Source organism: Bacteroides sp. K03 (genome assembly GCF_019734355.1).
In the GTDB taxonomy this organism is placed as follows: Bacteria; Bacteroidota; Bacteroidia; order Bacteroidales; family Bacteroidaceae; genus Bacteroides; species Bacteroides nordii.
Genome location: NZ_JAASHC010000007.1, coordinates 65,487 through 90,458, shown reverse-complemented (window position 1 = coordinate 90,458; position 24,972 = coordinate 65,487). Strand labels below are relative to the sequence as shown.

The 24,972-nt window shown below is 42.5% G+C and carries 13 protein-coding genes; 4 read left to right on the top strand and 9 right to left on the bottom strand.

All coding sequences use genetic code 11. The features are described 5' to 3' along the window. Positions 1–18: 18 nt before the first annotated feature. The 4 genes from HCG69_RS07600 to HCG69_RS07585 form a co-directional block, all read right to left on the bottom strand. Positions 19–1,656, bottom strand: a complete 1,638-nt coding sequence (locus HCG69_RS07600) for a choice-of-anchor Q domain-containing protein (RefSeq protein ID WP_221649550.1) — start codon at positions 1,654–1,656, stop codon at positions 19–21. A 24-nt stretch (positions 1,657–1,680) separates the two neighbouring features. Beyond that, positions 1,681–3,171 (bottom strand): RagB/SusD family nutrient uptake outer membrane protein, encoded by a 1,491-nt coding sequence (locus HCG69_RS07595; protein WP_221649549.1) that lies wholly within the window; start codon positions 3,169–3,171, stop codon positions 1,681–1,683. 21 nt (positions 3,172–3,192) lie between these two features. Next, complete coding sequence (locus HCG69_RS07590) at positions 3,193–6,351, bottom strand: TonB-dependent receptor (protein ID WP_195349740.1); 3,159 nt, start codon at positions 6,349–6,351, stop codon at positions 3,193–3,195. Positions 6,352–6,889: 538 nt separating this feature from the next. Beyond that, positions 6,890–10,930 (bottom strand): hybrid sensor histidine kinase/response regulator transcription factor, encoded by a 4,041-nt coding sequence (locus HCG69_RS07585; protein WP_221649548.1) that lies wholly within the window; start codon positions 10,928–10,930, stop codon positions 6,890–6,892. Between the two features lie 275 nt (positions 10,931–11,205). Here HCG69_RS07585 and HCG69_RS07580 point away from each other — a divergent pair, with 275 nt between their 5' ends. Next, on the top strand, positions 11,206–12,492 hold the full coding sequence (locus HCG69_RS07580) for a DUF4861 domain-containing protein (RefSeq protein ID WP_255585511.1): 1,287 nt from the start codon (positions 11,206–11,208) through the stop codon (positions 12,490–12,492). Between the two features lie 302 nt (positions 12,493–12,794). Here HCG69_RS07580 and scpA read toward each other — a convergent pair whose 3' ends face one another. Both scpA and mutA read right to left on the bottom strand, forming a co-directional pair. Continuing rightward, positions 12,795–14,942 carry a methylmalonyl-CoA mutase gene (scpA, locus tag HCG69_RS07575; protein WP_002562495.1) on the bottom strand — a complete coding sequence of 716 codons (2,148 nt, stop codon included), beginning with the start codon at positions 14,940–14,942 and terminating at the stop codon, positions 12,795–12,797. A gap of 41 nt (positions 14,943–14,983) precedes the next feature. Beyond that, entirely contained in the window at positions 14,984–16,882 is a 1,899-nt protein-coding gene (gene mutA / locus HCG69_RS07570; RefSeq protein WP_221649546.1) for a methylmalonyl-CoA mutase small subunit, read from the bottom strand. Between the two features lie 230 nt (positions 16,883–17,112). Here mutA and HCG69_RS07565 point away from each other — a divergent pair, with 230 nt between their 5' ends. After that, positions 17,113–18,780 carry a putative transporter gene (locus HCG69_RS07565; protein WP_221649545.1) on the top strand — a complete coding sequence of 556 codons (1,668 nt, stop codon included), beginning with the start codon at positions 17,113–17,115 and terminating at the stop codon, positions 18,778–18,780. A 97-nt stretch (positions 18,781–18,877) separates the two neighbouring features. On the opposite strand, the gene HCG69_RS07560 is transcribed toward HCG69_RS07565, so the two are convergent. After that, positions 18,878–19,540, bottom strand: coding sequence for an AAA family ATPase (locus HCG69_RS07560; RefSeq protein WP_221649544.1), 663 nt, complete (start codon positions 19,538–19,540; stop codon positions 18,878–18,880). Positions 19,541–19,956: 416 nt separating this feature from the next. On the opposite strand from HCG69_RS07560, the gene HCG69_RS07555 reads away from it, so the two are divergent. Together HCG69_RS07555 and HCG69_RS07550 are read left to right on the top strand one after the other, a co-directional pair. Continuing rightward, positions 19,957–21,339, top strand: a complete 1,383-nt coding sequence (locus HCG69_RS07555; protein ID WP_221649614.1) for an MATE family efflux transporter — start codon at positions 19,957–19,959, stop codon at positions 21,337–21,339. Beyond that, entirely contained in the window at positions 21,326–21,901 is a 576-nt protein-coding gene (locus HCG69_RS07550; protein WP_221649543.1) for a Crp/Fnr family transcriptional regulator, read from the top strand. The genes HCG69_RS07555 and HCG69_RS07550 overlap by 14 nt, the downstream gene beginning before the upstream one ends. Before the next feature lie 11 nt (positions 21,902–21,912). Here the strand turns inward: HCG69_RS07550 and HCG69_RS07545 are convergent, their stop codons facing one another. Next, positions 21,913–22,845, bottom strand: coding sequence for an Rpn family recombination-promoting nuclease/putative transposase (locus tag HCG69_RS07545; RefSeq protein ID WP_221649542.1), 933 nt, complete (start codon positions 22,843–22,845; stop codon positions 21,913–21,915). Between the two features lie 98 nt (positions 22,846–22,943). Further along, complete coding sequence (locus HCG69_RS07540) at positions 22,944–24,302, bottom strand: MATE family efflux transporter (protein WP_002562502.1); 1,359 nt, start codon at positions 24,300–24,302, stop codon at positions 22,944–22,946. Between the last annotated feature and the right edge of the window lie 670 nt (positions 24,303–24,972).

Sequence of the window (24,972 nt, the reverse complement as noted above, 5' to 3'; positions counted from 1 at the left end):
CCGGATGTGTTTTTTTAATTAAAACAGGATTTTGCCTGATTGTGAAGTCTCACCTTCGGAGACAGACAGGAAATACACTCCACGCTCGATAAGAGAGATGGTTTCTCCATTACCCAGTTGTACGGATTTAACCAATGCGCCTGAAGTATTGTACACATTTACCTTAGCAAGCCCTTCAATACCATATACGGTAACTCCATTGCTGTTAGCAACCAATGTGAAGCGACTCTGCTCTTTCTGGTTAGTAGTAATACCAGTAGCACCACTACCTAATTCGTAAGCACCTAAATCATACTTCTGACCTACCGGACGGGCATTACCACAAATGTCGGTCGTCGCAATCGTATAATCAGGAATGGTATTAACACCTTTATCTACCAAGTCTGATGCATTCAAAAGTCCCCAGTTTGCTTTGGCTATTGCTTCCAGCGTTCCTTCCAGAAATTCGTAACCAATACCGGCGTCTACTGTCGGACGAATGAAACGAGGAGCAAGTCCTTCTGTTACCTCTTCAGTAAAGTCATTGCTTTCAATCAACTGGTAAGAAGTCGGGTTTGTATTCAGGTTCTTATTTTCCATCCAGATACCTGCACCCTGGATTCCGCAGTATGCAAATGTCTCTACATATCCGGCCTGATTCAGGTTGAGATTATTCGCATTCCCCTGTTCGTTCACATTGCCCCAAAATACAGAGTTGTAAATAGTGGAATTTCCATTAGAGAAAACACCGCCACCAGCTTTAGCACCCATATTTTTTACTACGGTTGTATTAATCAACTTTCCGCTACCACTATGGATATAAACACCACCACCGCGAAAAACAGAAGAGTTATTATATATCACACAGTTTTCTGCTACTGCACTGTTATTTAAAAAGATACCACCGCCAAATGCGTTTTTACCGGAAACAACCTGGTTATTCCGAATAACAGAATTGCTGATAACACTTTTATTACCTTGTATATTAATACCGCCGCCATAAGAAGAACCGTCGGAATCGTCATTCTGATTCGTACAATTCTCAATCAAACAACTCTTAACCAAACCGGCACCATCCACAAATACACCGGCTCCGTTTACAGCGCTATTCTTACTGGCTTCCGCTTTAATATTACGAACGATACAATTACTCAGAACAGCATTATTTTTCAGGTAAGCCCCCGCCCCATGATCATTTACATTTGTATTATCACAGATCGTTATACCATCTACCACGTCTCCTTCTGCATTCATAGTGAATATGCGATAGCTGGGATCAGTATCGGTATTTCCCTGGAATTGTGTTTCGTATTCAAACTCCCAAGGCTCTACAATGCCATTTTCATCCTGATCTTTCAATATACGCTGTTCCAATGCGGTTTCATTTCCTTTAAAACCACCATATATCTGTACTCCTGCACGGTCTTCATTCAGATTGATGGAACCTGTCACCTGATAAATACCTTTCGCAACCCACACTCTATCTTTGGCAGCAATATTGCTCAATATACCATTAAACTTTCCATCGGTAATCTCTACAACCACATTGTTTTCATCCTGAGTAATATGACTCCAGGCTTCTGTATCGCTACTTAATTTCACATACACGTTCTTTGCATCTAACTGGTTGGAACAAGCCATTGCAATCATCAAAGATGCTAATAAATGTTTTTTCATAATAACTATTTTTTTAATAATACATTAATAACCTTCATTCTGCCACATGATATTCACATCGTTATAAGCTGCCATTTCGGCGAAAGGAATCGGTAGCAGCAACTGATAATCCTGAACTGTATACTGTCCGGAACCTTCGTCACGATGCTTAAAGTGCTCATTCATTGTAGAAACTGCTATTCCCCAACGAATCAAATCACACCAACGCAGGCCTTCAAAAGCAAACTCAACTCTTCTCTCCTGGATAATTGCATTGCGGAAAGTGTCTTTATCATACAGTTCTACAGGAGTCAATGCATCCAGTCCGGCACGAGCCCGTACGGCATTCAGAATTTTAAAAGGTTCACTGTTAATATCAGCCACATAGCCCAACTCGTTAAGAGCCTCAGCATACATCATCTTCACATCTGTATACCGCAGGATAGGGAGATTGTTTGCCCAGTCATTTTTCTCTTTCGGTGTGTAAGTATCCCACTTGCAATATTTGTATACCAGCTTGGACTGTGTATCATAGGTTCCGTTAATCTTCACATTGGTAACTACGGACAGAGCTTTACGTTTATCCACTTTCGGAGAGGTTTCGTAAGCATCCCATAAATTCTCCGACGCTCTCATATTTCCGCTATATCCGGTGAAAGGAGCCACATAAGCAGTGTTAGGTAATGTCAGTTTTTCAGGAATAAAACCGGTAATAAATGAATTACCTTCACCAATCTGTCCCCCGATAAACTGAACTTCCCAAACACGTTCTTTTCCATTGTCTTTGGAGTCAATGAAGCAGTCCTCATATTTTTTCTCCATTTCATAGCGTACAGATTCCTGATCTACTACCATTTTCAGGTAAGTCCGGGCATCTTCAAAATTATTCTGGAACATGTATAACCGGCCGAGCATTCCGGCAGCAGCATAGCGGGTAGCACGTCCGATATCATTCGTCCCCCATTCTTCGGGAAGCAATCTGATAGCCTCCTTATAATCGGATATAGCCTGTCCGAGAGTTGCCTCCTGAGTAGAACGCGGTATTTTGCGGATCTCCGCCAAAGGAGTTGTCTTTGTGATCAAAGGAACGCCTCCCCACTGCCAACCCAAACTCCAATAAGCATAAGCACGCAGAATATAAGCTTCTCCTTTAATGTAATCACGTCTTTCCTCATTTGTGAATTCTGCATTATCAATCTTATCCAGAATCAGATTACAGCGGTCAATTATAGACCAGTAAGTTTTCCAGGAAGTAGTCCAGATACTCTCGTTAGGTGAATCAACAAACCGGCCCACGTTATTTGCATTTCGCGAATCATCACTACGGTGGTTGATATACATAAACCAACAGGAGTTCGTATCATACAGAAGTTGTTGTTTTCCGTAAACAGCCGAGATAGCCTGCTCAAAATCCGATTCTTTTTTATAGCCTTCTTCCACCGTATAATCGGACTGTGGAGTAATGTCCAGAAAAGCATCACAAGCTCCCAACACAAACGACAACGATAACAATAATATGAATGTTATTTGCTTCATTTTTTCATTGTTTTTATAGAGTTAGAATACAAGATTTACACCAAGGGTATATTTTCGGCTCATAGGATATGTACTATAATCCACCCCGGCTCTTGTTGTAGAATTACCATAACTATTCGTTTCAGGAGATACACCCGGATAATTGTCAAAGGTTGCCACATTATCCAATGAAACATATACTTTAGCTTTCTTCAGGAAAGACTTTTTCAATAAGTCATTGGGTAAGGTATATGACAAGGTGATATTCTTGATTCTCAAGTAAGTAGTATCGTAGATACGTAAGTCTGAATTATTCTCATAAGTAGAATTACGGTTATAGATGTTGGGGGTTGTACCATCCCATGACATATCTACACCTAAATAGTAAGGAGTAGGATCTCCGCGATCTCCGTAAACAGCCTGATAATCGGGTTTCCAGCAACGTACCCAATGCGAGAACTGGTTAACTCCCGGAGAACCATAGTCCAAAGAACGTTGTCCAAGGAACATAACATCACCACCAATCTGTCCCTGAATCAAGACACTCAACTCAAAGTTCTTATAAGAGAAACGGTTTGTTATACCATAAATGACATCAGGGATATTATTTCCGTAAGGCACCAGATCGTCTTCTGTGATTACTCCGTCACCTACCAGTTTTCCGTCAACCATTTTAGTAGGTTGGTCCACCATCTTCACATTACCAATACGCTGACCTTTGTACACAGGTACCAGAGGTTTGTTTTCATCCGGAGTGCCATCAGCTTTTTTTTCAAAATCATCTGCAGTCAAGATACCATTCGTGCGGTAACAGTAGAACTGTGATACCGGTCCGCCTACGCGGGTTATGAACTTGCCATCCCACATTGAATCGGTGAAACTATCGATACCTCCCATATCCAGCACTTTATTCTGGTTGCCGGAAAGGTTCAGAGAAGTAGACCATTTGAATGTTCCTGTCAGATTGTGACTTGTTATGTCCAACTCCCATCCTTTATTCTGAATGGATCCCAGGTTGGTACGGATTCTGTCATAACCGCTTGTCATTACAATAGGCAGATTAAACAACAGGTTATCGGTCTTGTTAATATAATAGTCAAAATTGAACTGCAAACGGTTATTGAAAGCTGAGAAATCCAATCCGAAATCAAGGCTGGCTGTACTCTCCCATTTCAAATCTTCATTCTTCAGATTTTTAGGAGCCATACCAGCCTGAAGTGTATTGCCATAAGCCGAGTTATCAGTAGTCAGCACTGACAGATAATCGTAATATCCAATGCGGTCGTTACCCGATTTTCCCCAGGATGCTCTAAGTTTTAATAAAGAGATCCATTTTACAGAACTCAAGAATGACTCTTCATTGAGTTTCCATCCTGCCGAGAATGACGGGAACCATCCCCAACGATTGTTTGCACCGAAACGTGAAGAACCGTCATTACGTACGGTTGCATTAAGCAAATACTTTTCTTTATAATTATAACTTACACGACCAAAGAAAGAAGCCGTACGCACCTGGTATTTTTCCGTAGAAGCCCTTTTTGCCAAAGTAGCCACATTCAATGTCGGAATGTTCTCCAACGGCCATCCGGTTGCTTCACCATCAATACGATACTTATCAGTTGCATCGGCACTCTGTCCCAACATAACATTCAGGGCATGTTTGTTACCATACAAAGCATCATAAGTCAGGGTGTTCTGAATAGACCAGCTATTATTGCTTTGAGAATTACTTTTTCCCAAAGTTACATTATTGTTATTGTAGGTAACATTGCCCGGAACATAGTACTCATATACCCTACCGTCATAACTATAATTATACTGTGACTTGAACACAAGGCCTTTCATAAAAGTAATCTCAGCCCAGGCGGATGCTGCTGCCTTATTCTGCACTGTTTGATCCAGTGTTTCTTTCAAACGCTCCAAAGGGTTAGGATATACGGTAATACCCAGATTCGGATATCCCCAGTCACGGGTAGCTTCATCCAGTTTTACAATCGGTGCCTGCATCAAAGCGTGCTGAATAACAGTCTCTTTGCCCTGTGCCTCTTTATTATCCTGCTTACTACGTGAAGCGGAAATATTAGCGCCTACTTTTAAATAATCCGAGAGATTCAATGTTCCGTTCAGGCGGAAGTTAATACGGTTATAGTAGGTCTCTTTAATGATACCCTTCTGATCATAATAACCTCCTGAAAAATAGATCGTTCCCATCTTATGTTTACCCGATGCAGACAACTGATAGCTCTGTACAGGCGCAACCTGAGTAATTGCTTTTTGCCAATCTGTAGTCACCAAGTCCGGGTCTAACCAGGAATCCGGAATCTTATTTGCATCGGCACGTGCGCTCATAGGGTCACTCATTGAACCTCCACTACGCAAATGGTCGTTGTTTCTCTTCCAGATATTGAAAGCCAGCCATTCTTTGGCATCCATCATACTTACATATTTCTCCGGATCTTGCAGACCATAGAAACCGTCAAACGTAACAGCCGGTTTGTCACTGCCTTGCTTCGTTTCGATCAGGATAACCCCGTTTGCACCGCGGGCACCATAAATAGAAGTAGCCGAAGCATCTTTTAAAACCTGTATGGATGCCACATCAGCAGGATTGATATCACTCATGCTTTCATAGGGTACACCATCAATAACATACAGCGGATCACTGCTACCATTGATCGTATTCACACCACGAATACGTATTTGCAGTTCTTCGCCGGGAACACCGCTTGTGCTTTGGGCACGAACACCTGCCAGATTACCAGCCAATGCTTCTCCCAGTGTAGCTACAGGACGCTCCTTGACAGCTTCGTCTGTCATTTTAGACACCGATGAAGTAAGATTCTGCTTTTTTACACTACCGTAACCAATAACGATTACTTCGTCCAACGCTTTACTATCTTCACTCAAAACCACTTTGATATTGTTCTTACCGGAAATCTTAATGGTTTTAGTTAAATAGCCGATGTAAGAAACAACCAGAGAACCGTTTTCCGGGGCATTTACCGTGAAATGTCCGTCTAAATCCGTAATGGCTCCCATGGATGTTTCTTTCACCAAAACATTTGCACCTATAACAGGCTCACCAGATGGGTCAGTTACTATTCCGGTAACCTTCATTTGTGCAAAAGCTACATTACAGATTAATAACAGTGCAGTTACCCAAATGAATCTGGAATTTGTTAGCAAAATGTGTTTTTGCATACTTAAGTTTGATTTTTGTTTTGATTAAACTTATTCTTGTTTTAATAATATAATAGATGCTATAATACATCTGATAGATAGAAGATATCTTTGAAGATATTCTGAAAGGTGGTCAGGTTAACTCGTTACTTTTTCCATACGCATTATATTTTAAGATTTCTATTAATTTCTGTTGCAAATGTATCCGCACGGCACCAATAACAGTAGGAGAATCGTATCAATCCTCTGTAGAATTGTGTCATACCTGAAAATATTTTGTAATCTGGTAAATTAGTATCACCACTGGTAGTTTTGTATAAAGGAGGTAGCAAGCCGCTTTATACAAAAAAGGAAACCGATCGTTCCATTTCGTTTCATATTCATGAGAGTTTTGTTTCATCAGGATGAAACACTTTGTTTCAACCTATTGAGAATTTTGTTTCAATGCTTTGAGAAAAGTTTCTCAATACGTTGAGAATTCTTTCTCAAAGCATTGAGAGTTTCTTCTCAAAGCATTGAAACACCCCTCCGCCCCAAGGCAGGAACAGCAAAAGTTATGCTATTTCATATTCTTCTGATATTCCTTAGGAGTGATCTGGAATACAGACTTAAATACTCTGGAAAAATAAGACGGATCAGAAAATCCGGTCTGGTAAGCAATCTCTGATATAGTATATTGATTCTCACGAAGCATATCAGCAGCCATTTTCATTCGTATATTCACGATCAATTTATTAGGTGAAATCCCGGAAACAGCTTTTATCTTTCTGAAAAATTGTATTCGCCCATATCCCATTGCTTCATACAAATCGCTTACTTGCAATTCAGAATCAGAAGCTTTTTCTTTTATCAGTTCTATCAGCTTATCCATAAAAGGATCCACTGCAGCAATCTCCGGCATCGGAACTTCAATAGCCGACATTTTTTCGCCAAAGAGCCGGCGGAGTTGTTCCCTGTTCTTAATAATACTTTCTACTTTAGCTTTCAAAACAGTTATATTGAATGGCTTCAATATATAGTCATCGGCCAGCACGCTATATCCCTCCTTTATATGTTCATCCAACACCTTTGCCGTGAGCATGACAAAAGGAATATAAGCAAGCTTAGGATTCGACTTTACTTGTTCACAAAATTCCAGTCCATTCATTTCCGGCATCATCACATCACTCAATATGATATCCGGGAACTTTTCGAGTGCCAGTTCTAATGCGACACGCCCATTGGCAGCTTCAATCACTTTATAAGAAGCCGACAATTGTAATACGAGATATTTTCTCAGGTCTTCATCATCCTCTGCCACCAGCACAACAGGCGCTTCGTCCGTTTCATTCGGATTCGTATCCTCCCACAAAGGTTCGCCGATTGGTTTCAGACTCTCTTTCTCTAATGCAAATGTCTTATCCACCGAATCTCCTTCGACATAAACCACGTCATCTTTTGTATACTGCTCTTTCCCCAATTGAAGCTCTATGAAAAAAGTGGTTCCCTGCCCGACAACACTTTCTGCCCAAATCTTACCATGATGCAGGCTTACTACATACTTTGCCAGGTTAAGCCCGATGCCACTACCGAACATATTGGACATGCTCCCCTGTTTTACCTGGAAAAATGGATCGAATATCTTATCTATATTCTCCTGTGATATACCTTCACCATAATCCTGAACGGACAGGAGCAGTTTGTCACCTTCTACGGAAGATACCACCTTTATAACACTGTCATCCTTTGAATGCTTTATGGCATTGGACAAAAGATTAAAAATCACTTTCTCCATCAAATCGGCATCAATCCACCAGTTACTTCCGTAGTAATCATTGGTATACCGGATCACAATACCCCGTTTCTGTAATAATTCCGAGAAACTGTCTATTCGCTCTGTCATAAAAGAGACCATATTCACATTAGACAGATTCAGCTGCATGGCTCCATGTTCCATCTTCCTGAAATCCATCAGTTGATTCACCAGCAAAAGCAACCTGTTCGAGTTCTTCAATATTTGTTTCACCGAATAAACAAACTTCCGGGGCAAGGCCTCATCATACAGTATATCTTCCGCAGGCCCTTTTATCAAAGTCAACGGAGTACGCAATTCATGAGAGAAGTTGGTGAACAACTCAATCTTCATCTTATAATCACGCTCAATATTCTCCTTTTTTATCTCTTCGATTTTCAACCGGTATTTAGCCGTCTTTTTCATATAATAATACCGCAAAATGAGATAGATCATGAATAAAACTAAAAGAGAATATAGCATTTTGGCCCATACCGACAACCATACAGGAGGATTAACAATCAAAGGCAGGCTCGTTATAGCGTCTCCCCATACTCCGTCACTACTACAAACTTTAACCTGGAACGTATAGATGCCGGCCGGCAGATTGGAATAGATCGCTTCATTTCTATTGACATAATTCCACTCCTTTTCAACCCCTTTCAAACGGTAGGCGTACTTCACACCATCCGGGAAAAGATAATCCATAGCCGAAAATTTGATCTGCACGGAAGAGTTTCCATAATTAAGTTCAATCTCTTTGAAAGCCTCGGCATTATCAAACAGAAGATGATTGGAGCCCGTAATAGAGTTCAGAGTCTCTACCTGAGAAATACGGGGTTGTAAGGCAATGCCGGAAGTATTGTACAACTCGTTCAGAAGTAATTCTACCACTCCTCCTCTACCACCCACAAAGATGTTTCCATTAGAGGCTTCCAAAAAGGAATGACCGGAAAGTTCATGAATAGGAAATCCGTTCTTATAAGTATAGTTCAAAACTTGTTGATCTCTGGTTATCCGGGAAATCCCCATTAAGGTGGCAACCCAGATCATACCGGTCTGTTTATCCTGAATAATATCATAGATGGTATTGTGTGCAATCTTATCCTGCCCGAAGAAATGAATCACCTCATTACTCTTCGAATCATACATATATAATCCGGAATCATACGTTCCAACCCATATATTCCGCTCACTATCTTCATAAAGCACACTCACATTCTTGTTTTCAAGTTCTTTTCCTCCCCAGGGTTCACCTTTAAAATATTTAAGCTCATCATCCAGGTTACGCTGGAAGCGCCACACACCTCTGGTACGTGTTCCTACCAACATATCTCTTCCAACAGGAAGAATGTCCTGAGTAAACATAAAACGGGTGGTACCATCGTAATTGGTTGATAAATCAACAGAACTTTTTCGCAGAGCAACATCAAATAATGATAATTCATCCTGCGCTATCCACAGCTTCCCATCCACATCTTTGGCAATAGACCGGATCTGGGAAGAAGCGGGTGAACCGATATCATAGCGTGATACCTTCCTGGTATCCAGATTCAGGACAAATGTTCCCTGATTCAGCAAATAGAATAATATTTGATTCTCTGACAGCCGATATACATAATAAATTTCAGAGTTGGTATCTATCTCCAATTGATTATCCAGATTTACACGATGCCACTGTCTGGAGATCAGATCAATCACAAAAATACCGGTATTGCATCCCACCCATATCTGCTGTTTGTATTCAACCAACTTTCCTACTACACGGAGAGGCTCTTTACGAATTTCCGAATGGAACAAATAGGATTTAAATTTCGTATATTTGGAGTTGAAAAGCATGGCTCCTTCATTGAAGGTTCCGATCCATAAAGACTCCTGCCGGTCTTTAAACAAACACATTTGCCGGTTCACTTTAGCCAATTCGGTAGGAAAAATACCAGAGACCGGATGAACTTTCAAAGAATTACTCACGTCCAACGCATACAATCCGTTGTCGGTAGCCAACAGCAAAGTAGAATCATTATACTCTAACAAATCATGTATCTGTGCTTGCTTAAACCCTATTTTCAAATCACTGGTATCTACTCTTTTTAAGGTATAACCGTCAGAATCAGCAATGAAAATATTTCCCAGATCGGCAGCACACCATATCCTTTGCTTTGTATCACGCATTATTTTAGAAGAGACAGGACGCTCTTCTTTATCTTTGAAAGGAGTGATAACGTTGGTTTTTATATTAAACTCCATTAATCCCTGCTGTACAATATCGATCAGCAAAGTATGTTCACCCGAAGCCGCCATCGCATTAATATACTTCCCCCGGAAGGCTTCCACACAGGAACTTGTATTGCTCCTAAGAAAATAAAGCCCCGATTTGGTTGCTACCCAGACAGTTGAATCATTCTCCATCCAGATATTTATAACAACTCCCCGTGGCAGTTCGCCCTGATAAGCCTGTGACAAATCTTTAAATTTACCAGTATACGGATTGAACAGCATTACTCCGTTAAAAGTTCCGATCCACATATTACCGGCCTTATCGGGAGTTATATTGATCACATCATTGGACTGGCCTACAAACTCTTCATTATGATTATAATAAGTTTTGGACTCATATCCGTCAAACCTGTTAAGTCCATTCTTAGTTCCCATCCAGATAAATCCGAGAGAGTCCTGATAAATAGCTTTCACCGAGTTATTGGAAAGCCCATCCATCACAGTCAATGTCCTAAAAGAATAGTCATTACCCAAAGCACTTATCGACAAAAAGCTCCACCACAAGCTAAAGCAAATGAGCCAGAACTTCCTGTTAATGACAATGTTTTTCATATTTCTTTCACACAATTGGTATAAATGTACGCAAATATAGGAATTAAATTAAATATCATGCGCACGCTACAAAGATAAACCTTAATAGATAAGAAACATGTGAAAATTATATCAAGTACTTGTACTTTCGTATAATAAACCTGTTTTTAGAAGCCGATAAAAGCGGAAACAATACAAATTTACCAGAATATGGATCAGATTTCATACCTTTTTAAACAGAATATTACCACTTTTGTAACCAACATTAAATAAGTTCTGAAAACATGAAAACAAGTATGAAATTCTTATTCATTTTGGGAGTAGCTGCTGTGGTCTGCGAAAGCTGTGCGGAAAGAAATGCAGATATAATCACACTAACCAATCCAACAGATACTTCCCGGCAAGACGAAGCCTGTGTAATCAAGCGCAAAGACCTGTGTGCGGAAAATCAGAAATTGGTTCCCGTACTAAAGGATAAAGGAGGACAGTATATTCCTTCTCAGTTAGACGACCTGGACGGAGACGGACTATGGGATGAACTGGCATTCGTATACAACATAAACGAAAAAGAGAAACTGACTTTACAATTAGAATGGATAGATGAAGCGAACTACCCGGCTTTCTCTGTGCGAACCAATGTACATTATGGCAAAATGAAGCTCCCGGGAGTGATAGAAGAGCTGACAATCGATATGCATGGAAAAGAAAACCTGGCACGAGGTGGAGACGATAACAATCCTTATCCCTACCAGACAGACGGCCCATCATGGGAAAATGACAAAATGGGATTCCGCCATTACTTTGACGGGCGAAACTGTAGAGATGTGTTTGGAAAAAGAATACCCGATCTTGTGCTCGATACAGTAGGTATCCGTCCCGACGGAACTCCGGGTGATACCTATCACGTTCTCCGCCCCTGGGGAAGAGACATTATGAGTGCTGCCAACTCTTTCGGACTGGGAGGTATAGCTGTTCAATTGCCCGATACCCTTTTACGTATGGGAGTTACTATAGAAGAAACTGTAGATAATGTGGACTCAACACGTTACACACTTGTTTGTAAAGGCCCTGTGCGCTCTATCTTTAAATTAGACTTTTATGGATGGCAAGTGGGGAATACCAAAGTCGATGTACATGAAACAATGACTATTTGGGCAGGAAAGTATGGATATGAAAATGAGATAACAACTTCTCCTCTACCCGATAACGCAGTATTGGTAACAGGAATTGTAGGAAACTTCAACGATATGCCTCAAAGACTGGAGACTTATGATCGGAAAGTTGTTTCTATGAGTACGCATGACCGGCAAACTTACAATAAGGAGTGGTATATGGGGATGAGTCTCATTATGCCGGTGAGCAACTATTCCGATGTCTTTAATGCGCCCGACAAGGGTTCGGATATCCTGAAAACGTGGTGTGTAAAAATGAAACCCAATGAAGAAGGAAAATACCTGTTCAATGCCTATGCTGCCTGGGAACTGGCAGACGAACAATTTACGAACAGGGATTATTATATGAATATGATTGATAGCTATGCCCGGAATATGGTAAATCCGGTTGTAGTAGAAATATCCAAATAAGTTTTTTGTAATCAGATTGTTTCAGGGATGTATTAGTGAGAGGTGACAAAAGTAAAACTCGCTATCATTAAAACGCAGATGATCGCTAATTGACGCAAAGAATAAATGAATATTTGCGATAAGTTACGTGAATCTGCGTTTATGATATTGTACATGGAAGCTTTCTCCGACTTTTGGGCACACCCTCCTGTTTATAAAATACCAACTTGAAACAGCCCTGTCTCTTCTGTACCGAATAAAAAAACAGGAGCAGTGCCAATTGGCTCCTACCCCTGTTCTTATTTCTTAAAAGCCTTATTGGCTTATTCTTCGTCCAGCAAAATCTCCAGTATCTGGCAAGCCGCTTTCGCTACCGGTGAACCCGGACCGAAAATAGCAGCCACACCTGCTTTATACAAGAAATCATAGTCCTGAGCAGGAATTACACCACCGGCAATCACGATGATATCTTCGCGCCCTAACTTCTTCAATTCGTCAATGATCTGCGGAATCAGTGTCTTGTGTCCGGCAGCCAATGAAGAAACGCCCACTACGTGAACATCGTTTTCAACAGCTTCGCGGGCAGCTTCAGCCGGAGTCTGGAACAACGGTCCCATATCCACATCGAAACCACAGTCGGCATAGCCGGTTGCTACTACTTTGGCACCACGGTCGTGACCGTCCTGTCCCATTTTTGCAATCATGATACGAGGTTGACGTCCCTCTTTCTTCGCAAACTTCTCGGCCAGTTCACAAGCACGCTTGAAGTCGCTGTCGTTTTTACTTTCTGATGAATACACGCCTGATATAGTTCTGATTACTGCTTTATACCGTCCTACAATCTTCTCGCATGCGTAAGAGATTTCACCCAGTGTAGCACGAACCCGGGCAGCTTCTACAGCCAGCTCCAGTAAGTTACCTTCTTTGGTTTCCACGCACTTGGTAATAGCTTCGAGGGCTTTCTGCACTTCAGCTTCGTTACGTCCTTCTTTCAAACGTTTCAGGTTCTCAATCTGCTCCAGACGAACAGCCGTATTGTCAATTTCAAGAATATCAATCGGAGCTTCTTTCTCCAAACGATACTTGTTCACACCTACGATAGTCTGTGAACCGGAGTCGATACGAGCCTGTGTACGGGCAGCAGCCTCTTCAATACGCATCTTAGGGATACCGGTTTCGATTGCTTTCGCCATACCACCCAACTTCTCTACCTCTTCAATCAGTTCCCATGCCTTATGGGCAAGATCATTGGTCAAAGATTCTACATAATAAGAACCACCCCATGGGTCAACGTTCTTACAGATATATGTTTCTTCCTGAATATAAATCTGAGTATTACGGGCAATACGTGCGGAGAAGTCTGTTGGCAAAGCAATAGCCTCATCCAGTGCATTGGTATGTAATGACTGAGTATGTCCCAGCGCAGCAGCCATTGCCTCGATACAGGTACGTCCTACGTTGTTGAACGGGTCCTGCTCGGTCAGTGACCAACCGGAAGTCTGCGAGTGAGTACGCAATGCCAATGATTTGGGGTTCTTGGGATTGAACTGTTTTACAATCTTGGCCCACAACATACGGGCGGCACGCATCTTGGCTATTTCCATGAAGTGATTGGTTCCGATAGCCCAGAAGAAAGACAAACGAGGAGCAAATGCATCGATATCAATACCCGCAGCCGTACCAGCACGAAGGTATTCCAGACCATCGGCCAGTGTATAAGCCAACTCAATATCGGCTGTTGCACCTGCTTCCTGCATGTGATAACCGGAAATAGAGATAGAGTTGAACTTCGGCATCTTCTGCGAAGTATATTCAAAGATATCAGAGATAATCTTCATAGAGAATGCAGGCGGATAAATATAGGTATTACGCACCATGAATTCCTTCAGAATATCATTCTGAATGGTTCCCGCCATCTCTTCCAACTGTGCACCTTGTTCAAGACCGGCATTGATATAGAAAGCCAGAATCGGAAGAACCGCACCATTCATTGTCATAGATACAGACATCTTGTTCAAAGGAATACCATCAAACAGGACTTTCATATTCTCAAGCGAGCAAATAGATACACCGGCTTTACCGACGTCACCTACTACACGTTCGTGATCGGGGTCGTAGCCGCGGTGCGTAGCAAGGTCGAATGCTACCGACAAACCTTTCTGGCCGGAAGCCAGGTTACGACGGTAGAAAGCATTGGATTCTTCGGCAGTAGAGAATCCGGCATACTGACGGATTGTCCAGGGACGAAGGGTGTACATCACTGAATACGGGCCACGCAGATAAGGAGGGAGTCCGGCTGCATATTCCAGATGCTCCATACCTTCAAGGTCTTCTTTTGTATAAACAGGCTTCACACTGATGTGCTCCGGAGTCTTCCAGTTACTTTCGATTCCGTTAGCCTTTTGCCACTCTGCACCGTTAGCGGGCTGAAATGCAGCATATATATCTAAGTTCTTAAAATCTTTTCGCATGTTCTTATTTACAATTTACGATTGACAATTTACGATTGAATTTACTTCAAAAGCTGGGCGTTAAACTCTTTAAGTGTATCGAGTACGTTGACACGCACATGAATGAAGTTTTCAATACCTGCGGCTTTCAACTCGTCCATGCAAGCAGGAGCACCGGCAACAATGAACATCGCACGGCCATTCACTGCTTTGAAGGCAGGAATAGCATATTCTGCATATTCATCGTCACTGGAACAAAGTACTACAATATCAGCCTTAGCAGCCATTGCAGCCTCCACACCAGCTTCAACCGATTCAAATCCTAAGTTATCAATTACCTCATATCCGGCACAAGCCAGGAAGTTACATGAATATTGTGCACGTGCCTGACGCATAGCCAAGTTACCAATGGTCAACATGAATGCTTTAGGACGTTTTCCGGAAGTCTCCGTTTCAAGACGCAATGCCTCAAACTCACTGGCAGCACGGTCAAAGTTCAGTGTAGCCACCTCTTTTTCGCAGGTATCGTGTCCGCCACAGCAGCATTTTGCTTCTACCGGCTTCTTTTCACCTGCTTTTTCGTTGAAGTTCGGGAACTGATTGGTACCCAACAGGATCTCACGACGCTGTGCTACAGCTTTGTGACGGGCTTTATTACTTTCATTCACAGCAGCCTGTACCGTACCGGCCTTGAGAGCAGCATAGAATCCACCTTCTTCTTCTACAGCCAGGAAAAGTTCCCATGCTTGTCTGGCAATGGATACTGTCAGATTTTCGATATAATAAGAACCTGCAGCCGGGTCAACCACTTTATCAAAGTGAGACTCTTCTTTCAGCAACAATTGCTGATTACGGGCCATACGCTCAGAGAATTCATCCGGAGTTTCATAAGTTTTGTCAAACGGAACAACCGTCATTGAATCTACACCTGCCAAAGCAGCACTCATCGCCTCTGTCTGTGTACGCAGCAAGTTCACATGAGCATCAAACAAAGTGAGGTTGAAAGTAGAAGTTTCGGCATGTACTCGCATCTTAGCAGCGCAACGACATTCGCCGTTTGCCCCTTTATTATCGCAATCGCGCAGACATTCGGGATTATAGAAAGCTACAATATTGGCCCATAGCATACGGGCAGCGCGGAATTTAGCTATTTCAAGAAAGTAATTAGAGCTAATGCCGAAGTTAAATTTGATCTTCTTAGCTACTATGGCAGCAGGTACTCCGGCCTCAGTGAGCTGATTCATATATTCATTACCCCATGCGAGTGCGTAACCCAGCTCCTGAGAGATATAAGCACCTGCATTATTCAGCGAAAGCGCATTTACATTGAGTACGCGATAGAAGGGTAACGGCTGAATAGCTTCAATCAAGGCTTTCGCCGTCTGAACCATATCCCCTTTCTCCTTCCCCCTAGAGAGCATTTTGTTGAAATAGTCAAAGTTGATAGATCCCTGCAACTTCTTCACATCATAATCTTTCTTTTGGAAATAAGCAACCAGAAGATTAGCCAGTTCTACTACATGTCCCTGACAGGTAGAGAAGTTGAGTTCAACACATTCTGCGCAAATATCGTTCAGCAAAGTCTCAATATAAGCTGCATTAAGTTCTTTTGCTTTTACATGGAAAGAGAGAGAGTCGATACCCTTATTCAATATATCAAGTGCCTTGGTATTTGCTTCTTGGGGGGATTCTACTTTAATTTCCTGACGAACCAGCCATTCGTTACTGTCTTTTTTCGTTCCTCTCAGATAAGGAAATTCTCCGGGAAGTGCATCGGTTGTTTTCAATCCTTCAAGGTCTTCCATACGATAGAAAGGTTTTACCTTGAATCCTTCGTTTGTTTTCCAAACGAGTTTCTTCTCAAAATCAGCGCCTTTAAGGTCTGCTGTGACTTTCTCCATCCACTTCTCGGTGGAAACAGGAGAAAAGTCTGAGAAGAGCTTTTCTTTACTGTCTGCCATAGTTTATTGTAAGTTTAAAACAAGATTAATATTATCTTTATCTTAATGAATCTTTCTAAGTGCTGCCAATAGCCTTACAAAGATAGACAAATACTTCTAATGCAATACTTTTTTTAGGGAAAATTCGCACTGCCGGATAGCAAGGTGTCACCAATAAATAAAAGAGAGAATTTGTTTGATTACCTGCTTTGTTATGACTAATTTTGCGGCAATTTTAATAAAAAACTACTATGGATTGGATACAAAGTTTATTATGGGATCCCAGCTCCGTAGCACACATCGTCTTTCTTTATGCCTTTGTGATAGCTGCCGGAGTACTCTTAGGGAAGATTAAAATCTTCGGAGTTTCATTGGGAGTTACCTTTGTTTTGTTCACCGGTATCCTGATGGGACACTTCGGATTTACCGGCGACATACACATTCTGCATTTCATCCGCGAGTTCGGATTGATATTGTTCGTGTTCTGTATCGGCTTACAGGTGGGGCCCAGTTTCTTCTCTTCATTCAAAAAAGGAGGAATGACACTCAATCTGCTTGCTGTAGGTATTGTGGTATTGAATATTGCCGTGGCGTTGACTATCTATTTCATTGCTAACGGCCGTATTGAATTGCCAATGATGGTGGGTATCTTATATGGTGCCGTAACGAATACACCGGGACTTGGTGCTGCACAGGAAGCATTGACACAACTCAACTACAACGGGCCTCAGATAGCCCTGGGATATGCATGTGCTTATCCGTTGGGTGTAGTTGGTATCATTGGTTCCATCATTGCCATTCGTTACCTTTTCCGTATCAACCTTGCGAAAGAGGAAGAAGAACTCAAAAATCAGGATGCTGAACATATGAAACACAAGCCTCATCTGATGAGCCTTGAGGTACGTAATGAATCGATAGACGGCAAAAGACTGATTCAGGTTAAAGATTTCCTTGGACGTCCTTTTGTCTGTTCACGCATCCGGCACGAAGGGCATGTCAGTATTCCCAATCATGAAACCGAATTTCATATGGGTGACCAGGTCTTTATTGTTTGTTCAGAAGAAGATGCAGAGGCTATCATTGCTTTCATTGGAAAAGAGATACAGGTAGACTGGGAAAAACAAGACATGCCGATGGTATCACGCCGTATCCTGATTACCAAATCCGATATAAACGGTAAAGAGTTAGGGGATATGCATTTCCGGAGTATGTTCGGAGTGAACATTACCCGCGTCAACCGTTCGGGTATGGACTTGTTTGCCGACCCGCATCTTACTTTACAGGTAGGTGACCGCGTCATGGTAGTAGGCCAGCAGGATGCTGTAGATCGCGTGGCAAGTGTACTTGGTAACTCTCTGAAGCGTCTGGATCATCCGAATATCGTGACTATCTTCGTAGGTATTTTCCTGGGTATCTTCCTGGGTAGTCTGCCGATTGCTTTCCCGGGTATGCCAACGCCGGTAAAACTTGGTTTGGCAGGTGGTCCGCTGGTGGTAGCCATTCTGATCGGCCGTTTTGGATACAAACTTCATCTGGTTACTTATACAACGATGAGTGCCAACCTGATGCTGCGTGAGATAGGTATTGTATTATTCCTGGCCAGTGTAGGTATCGAAGCGGGAGCAAACTTCGTACATACGGTGGTAGAAGGAGACGGTTTATTGTATGTGGGCTATGGCTTCCTCATTACCGTTATTCCATTGCTGATTATCGGTGCAATTGCACGTCTATATTATAAGGTGAATTATTTCACACTAATGGGGCTTATTGCCGGTAGTAACACCGACCCTCCCGCATTGGCTTATTCCAATCAGGCTTCAAATAATGATGCACCTGCCGTGGGATACTCTACTGTCTATCCGCTAACTATGTTCCTGCGTATTCTGGCGGGGCAAATGATATTACTGCTGATGATGTGATTATTTAATTGACAGTGGACAGTTGACAATTGACAGTTACTATGCAGCATGATAACGCAGCTAACTGTCAACTGTCAACTGTCAACTGTCAATTCGACTATAGTTTCAGTTTCCTGGCAACGAACTCTTCTATAAACCTTACCGTTTCTTCAACGCCTAACACAGAAGAATCAATGCAAAGATGATAGGTTGCTGCTGCTCCCCAGGTTTTATAGCTATAATAGTTATAATATTCCGAACGCTTCTTATCCGCCTTCTCCATCATTCCTTCAGCATCTTCTTCACTGATGCCATGTATGCTTCGAAGCCGCGCGATACGGTCTTCTTTCGATGCAGATATAAAGATGTTGACACAACGAGGATGTTCACGCAGAATATAATCGGCACAGCGTCCGACGAATAGGCAGGATTTGGTTGCCGCCAGATTACGGATAACATCACTCTGAATTTTAAAGAGAGCATCATTGCTCAGACAATTGGTACAGGGCATAGCCCCGTCACTGATAAAAGGAAAGCGCATCCCAAACAATCCGCCTATAATGCCTTGCGAAGCCTTCTCATCGGCTTTCTCGAAAAACTCCCGACAAAGTCCACTCTCTTCCGAAGCGAGATTAATCAACTCTTTATCATAAAAGTCGATTCCTAACCGGGCTGCCAGCCTCTCGCCTATATCTTTTCCGCCACTACCTAACTGACGACCGATATTAATAACATAATTACCACTCATAGTATATTTGTATATTGGTTCTGAAGCAAACATACGGAATATTTCTGAAAAGAAGAAAAATAATGTGCTAATTATTCAATGTGCCAATATGCCAATTGGCTGCGCTGTGGCGGAGCATTGCTTAGTGCATAAGTGATCCGAAATGAATCAGTTCACCACAGAGGACACGGAGGGCACAGAGATATTATTTTCTCTGATAAAACGCGGATAATCACAGAATTCTAAGACCTGCGCAAATATTTGTGCAGGTCTTAGAATTCTGTGTTTCAATAAAGATTTAAACTCTGTGCCCTCTGCGACCTCTGTGGTGAAATACCATACAGAAATGAACTATAATTTACCACATCTTGTTTTTCACTATCGATTCGGATTATTTATTACCAAATGGTAACTTTTCTCTCCATTTCTTGCCATACCTTTGCAGCATGAAAAAGAAAGAGAATATAGAAATGAAGGACAGTATCGACTTTGGGAGCATGGATATCTCCAGGTTGTTCCGTAAGTTATTAATACCAACAGTATTAGGGATGGTTTTCTCCGCTGTATTTGTAATAACAGATGGGATCTTTGTAGGCAAAGGTATAGGAAGCGACGCACTGGCAGCTGTAAATATTACTGCCCCTCTGTTTATGATTACTACCGGAGTAGGGTTAATGTTTGGGGTGGGAGCTTCTGTAGTTGCATCCATCCACTTATCGCACGGTAAACGTAAAGTAGCAGGTATTAATATCACACAGGCACTTGTGTTTTCATCTTTGCTGATACTTATCTTATCGGCACTTTGTTACTATTTCGTAGAACCGGTAGGCAGATTATTAGGAAGCTCGGAACGACTGTTGCCGCTGGTAGTAGAATACATGAACTGGTATGTCCCGTTCCTCACCTTCTATCTGTTGCTCAATGCAGGTATGTTCTTTGTGCGCCTGGATGGAGCGCCCAACTATGCCATGTGGTGTAATGCCATTGCGGCAGTTAGCAATATCGTACTCGATTACGTCTTTATTTTCATCTTCGGATGGGGATTGATGGGAGCGGCATTTGCCACAAGTTTGGGAACAATGATAGGAGGATTGATGATACTTATTTATCTGCTACGTTTCTCGCGAACCTTCAAGCTTCATCCCGTCAAATTGAGCCGGAAAAGCAGGCAGTTGACTTTCCGCAACATCGGTTATATGGTAAAACTGGGTTCTTCGGCATTCGTCAGTGAGGCTTCGATAGCCTGCATGATGTTTCTGGGCAATTATGTATTCATCCGTCATCTGGGCGAAGACGGAGTAGCAGCCTTCAGTATCGTTTGCTATTTCTTCCCCATTATATTTATGGTGTACAATGCCATTGCACAATCAGCGCAACCCATTATAAGTTACAACTTCGGAGCAGGCAGCAGCAAGCGGGTACAACAGACCTTCCGCCTCTCTATAAAGACCGCTCTTTTCTGTGACGTCTGCTTCTTTATAGTAACCGTTTTGTGCAACCACAACATCGTGTCGCTATTTATCGACCGCAGTTATGGTGCTTATGACATCGCCGTAGCGGGAATACCATACTTCGCTATCGGATACCTCTTTTTTGCCTTCAACATTGTAGGCATTGGTTATTATCAAAGTATCGAACGGGCACACCGGGCTACGATTATCACCCTGTTGCGTGGTGTGGTATTTATGCTCATCGGCTTCTTAGCATTGCCTCATTTCTTTGGGGTACCGGGCATTTGGCTGGCCGTTCCGTTGGCCGAGCTATTGACTTTTCTCTATATTGTAGCAATTTATCTGAAAGATCGTTTCTTGTCCCACCGGGGAAATGTATCTTTGCAGCATGGAAACGTTTGAAGAGAAATTCCGGAACAGATATCAACTGTCTGAAGCAGATATATCAGCATTGCTGAGCCACATGGAAGAGGTACGGTTTAAAAAGAAAGAGGTAATTGTTCAGGAAGGAACAAAGAATACAAATCTCTATCTTATAAAAGAAGGTATCTGGCGGGGGCATTATCTAAAGGATGGCGTAGATACCAGTATATGGTTTGCCTCGAAGGGAGAAGCAGCTTTCTCTGTATGGGGATACGCAGATAACTCTTATTCACAAATAAGCATAGAGACGATGTCTGACAGCATCGCCTATTGCATTTCAAAAACTGCATTAAATGAGTTGTATTCTACTTCTATCGGTCTGGCCAACCTGGGCAGACGGCTCATGGAACACCAGTTGCTGACTACGGAAAACTGGCTGATCAGCGCCGGCAGCCCAAGAGCCAAAGAACGGTACCTGACACTCATAAAAGAAACGCCGGAATTGTTGCTGCATGTACCGTTGAAGTACATTGCATCGTATCTATGGATCACACCACAATCATTAAGCCGAATAAGGGCGGGGATAGGAAAGGGGAAATAAGAACCTCTTTATTAAAGCTGTTCTATCTCTTCTCTTGTTAAGCCGGATATTTGGGTAATGGTTTCGACGGGTAAATTGAGCGCTTTCATATTACGCGCAATAGCTCTTTTCTCTTCCTGCCGTCCTTCCAACCGTCCTTCCAACCGTCCTTCCTGCAAGCCTTTCTCTCTTCCTTCCTGTAAGCCTTCTTCTCTTCCTTCCTGCAAACCCTCAAGTTTAGCGGTTCCCAACACATCATTTTGTATCATGATTGCGTCGATATGCCTGTCATAGGCTTGTCTGTCGGCTGGCTCCATATTATAATAGATCAGTTTCTTTCGTGCCTCTTCCAATCCCGGTGCTTTGGTGTCGGGACGGATATTGCCCGTTTTGAGATACTCTATCCACTCTTCCAGCGGAGTGACAGCTACTTTATTGAACTCATTGACACGGATAAGGAAATACTCCGGGAATATTTCGGCCGGTAGTTTACGCACAATGGCCCCTTTCTCTTTAGTGGTCACTTGCAGAAAGTCTCCGGTATGTACACCTACAAAAGCGTTCTGACCATGATAGAGGTAGTCATTACCCTGTCCTATGTCAAAATAGAGAATACTGATAGAGTATACTTTTTTGACGTCGGAGTAGATACTGCCCAGCTCAATGTGTTCGGTTATGGCTTTCGCCACTCCATATAGAATGCGTTCCAAGTAGTAGAGTTCACGAGTGTTTTGTATCTCAACAATGATAATCTCATCCTTACTGTTGCGGGCTTTGATGTCTACCCGGTTGAATTTATCTTCTTCACTTTGCTGGTTGCTTTCGCTTTCAAGTATCTCCAGAATATGAATATCCTCGCCCAATAGTACGGTAAGAAACCCTTCGAGCACGCCAAAATTGGCTTTGTTCCTGAGTAAGCGCTTCGCTGCCCAGTCAAATCGGATGTATCTGTCTTTCTGTCCCATAATGATCCTTCTTTTCACTTTCTACAAAGATACGCATTAATCGGAAAGAATGCAGAAGAAGAGAAGAAAAAAGAGACGAACGGAGTTTTTCAACGTTTCTATCCAAGGCTCATCTTTCTGAATTGACGGAACTGCCACCAAAGCATAATCCCCGAAACAAGGCTCGCTGCCAGATCGGATACCGGCATGCTTACCCATACGCCTGTCTGCCCATAGTATTGCGGGAGAATAAGCAAACAGGGAATGAGGAATAACATCTGCCGGGTGAGCGACAAGAAAATAGCTTTGCCTGCCATACCGATACTCTGAAAGAAATTGGATGCAACCATCTGGAACCCCACAATAGGGAAGAACATCACGACAATACGGTATCCTTCTGCCGCAAGCTGTATAAGCTCGGCGTCGGAAGTAAAGATGGAGGCAAGCAGATCGGGGATAAACATGCCAAGCAGAAAACCGGTAGTGGTAACAATAGTCGCTCCTATAATAGTCAGTTTCAGTACGCGGGTGACACGCGGATATTGCCGGGCACCAAAGTTATAACCGGCAATGGGCTGCATCCCCTGGTTCAATCCTAACACAATCATTACAAAGACAAAAACCAGCCGGTTGACTATACCAAAGGCTCCGATAGCAAGGTCGCCTCCATGACGTTTCAGCCCCTGATTGATAAGAATCACAATAAAGCAGGAAGCGAGATTCATCAGGAAGGGAGACATGCCGATGGCAAGAGAATCGAATACGATCTTACGCTTCAGACGGAAAATGCCCCGGTGGAAATGTAGCAATTCGTTCTTATTACTAAATAACCTGAACTGCCACAACAACGAAATAACTTGTGCTACAATCGTAGCAATGGCAGCTCCGCGAATCCCCCAATCAAAGACAAAGATAAATACCGGATCGAGTATGGTATTAATGACTACTGTAGCAATAGTGGCATACATCGCTTTCTGAGGATGCCCCGCAGAACGAAGCACCGCGTTCAAACCCAGATAAAGATGGGTAATGACGTTGCCCAGCAGAATCACCTCCATATAATCACGGGCATACCCGATAGTAGCCTCACTCCCTCCGAAGAAGTAAAGGATGGGATCGAGAAACAGTAACGTGAGAACGGTAAATGCCAGACCGATTATGATATTCAGCACCAGCACATTGCCAAGAACCCGTTGGGCTGTGTCATAATCTTTCTGCCCGAGTTTCACAGAAACCAGCGTGGCAGCCCCTACCCCTACCAACGAACCGAAAGCGGCCGCAAGATTCATCAACGGGAAAGTCAGCGCAAGGCCGGAAATAGCCATACGTCCCACTCCATGCCCGATGAAGATACTGTCTACCATGTTATAAAGAGAAGATGCAGTCATTGCGATAATAGCCGGAATGGCATACTGCATCAAAAGTTTTCCAATCTTTTCAGTACCCAACGCTGTGGGTGCCTTTTGTCCTGTTGTCATACCTGTTTCTTATATTCAGGGTGCAAAAGTAGTGTTTTTCAAAGAGGTGTACAAACGGAAGTTCACTTTTTGAAACTACGTAAAAGAGGTTATGTCTGTTTCAGTCTCACCCCGGACAATTCGCCCATTTAACACTTGTCACAAGAAAGCACAAAACACTATCTTTATAACACAAATATCCCTTATTTACTAACAACACCCGAATACAAAATAGTATAACCAGAGAATCCGCATGAATAATACGCGCAAGAATATGCAAATTATCGCACAATAAAAGAATATACATGCAACATTCCTGCATATAAAGCCTCCTTTTGCTACCGGCAAAACTTCTGTTCCCCACCGGGGAAGGCTCCGCTCCTCACCGAGGAACACCTCGTTCCTCACCGGGGAACAACTTCTTCCTCACCGAGGAGCAATCGAAAGAGCAAAAAAAGAACTTTCTGACGCCTTTTTCGCCTATCTGACACAACAAAAAGGTACACTCACCTCTGTCATAATGAAAGAAATAGCGGAGAAATACCGCACAATAGCCCTACTTTTTCATTCATAAAGAGACAAACACACCATTATGCATCAGATAACAAGCAAAACAAATACTCCTAATCACCCTACAATCGAAAAAATAGCACCCACCCTCCGGCACACCACAACCAGCGTCTTCCTACCC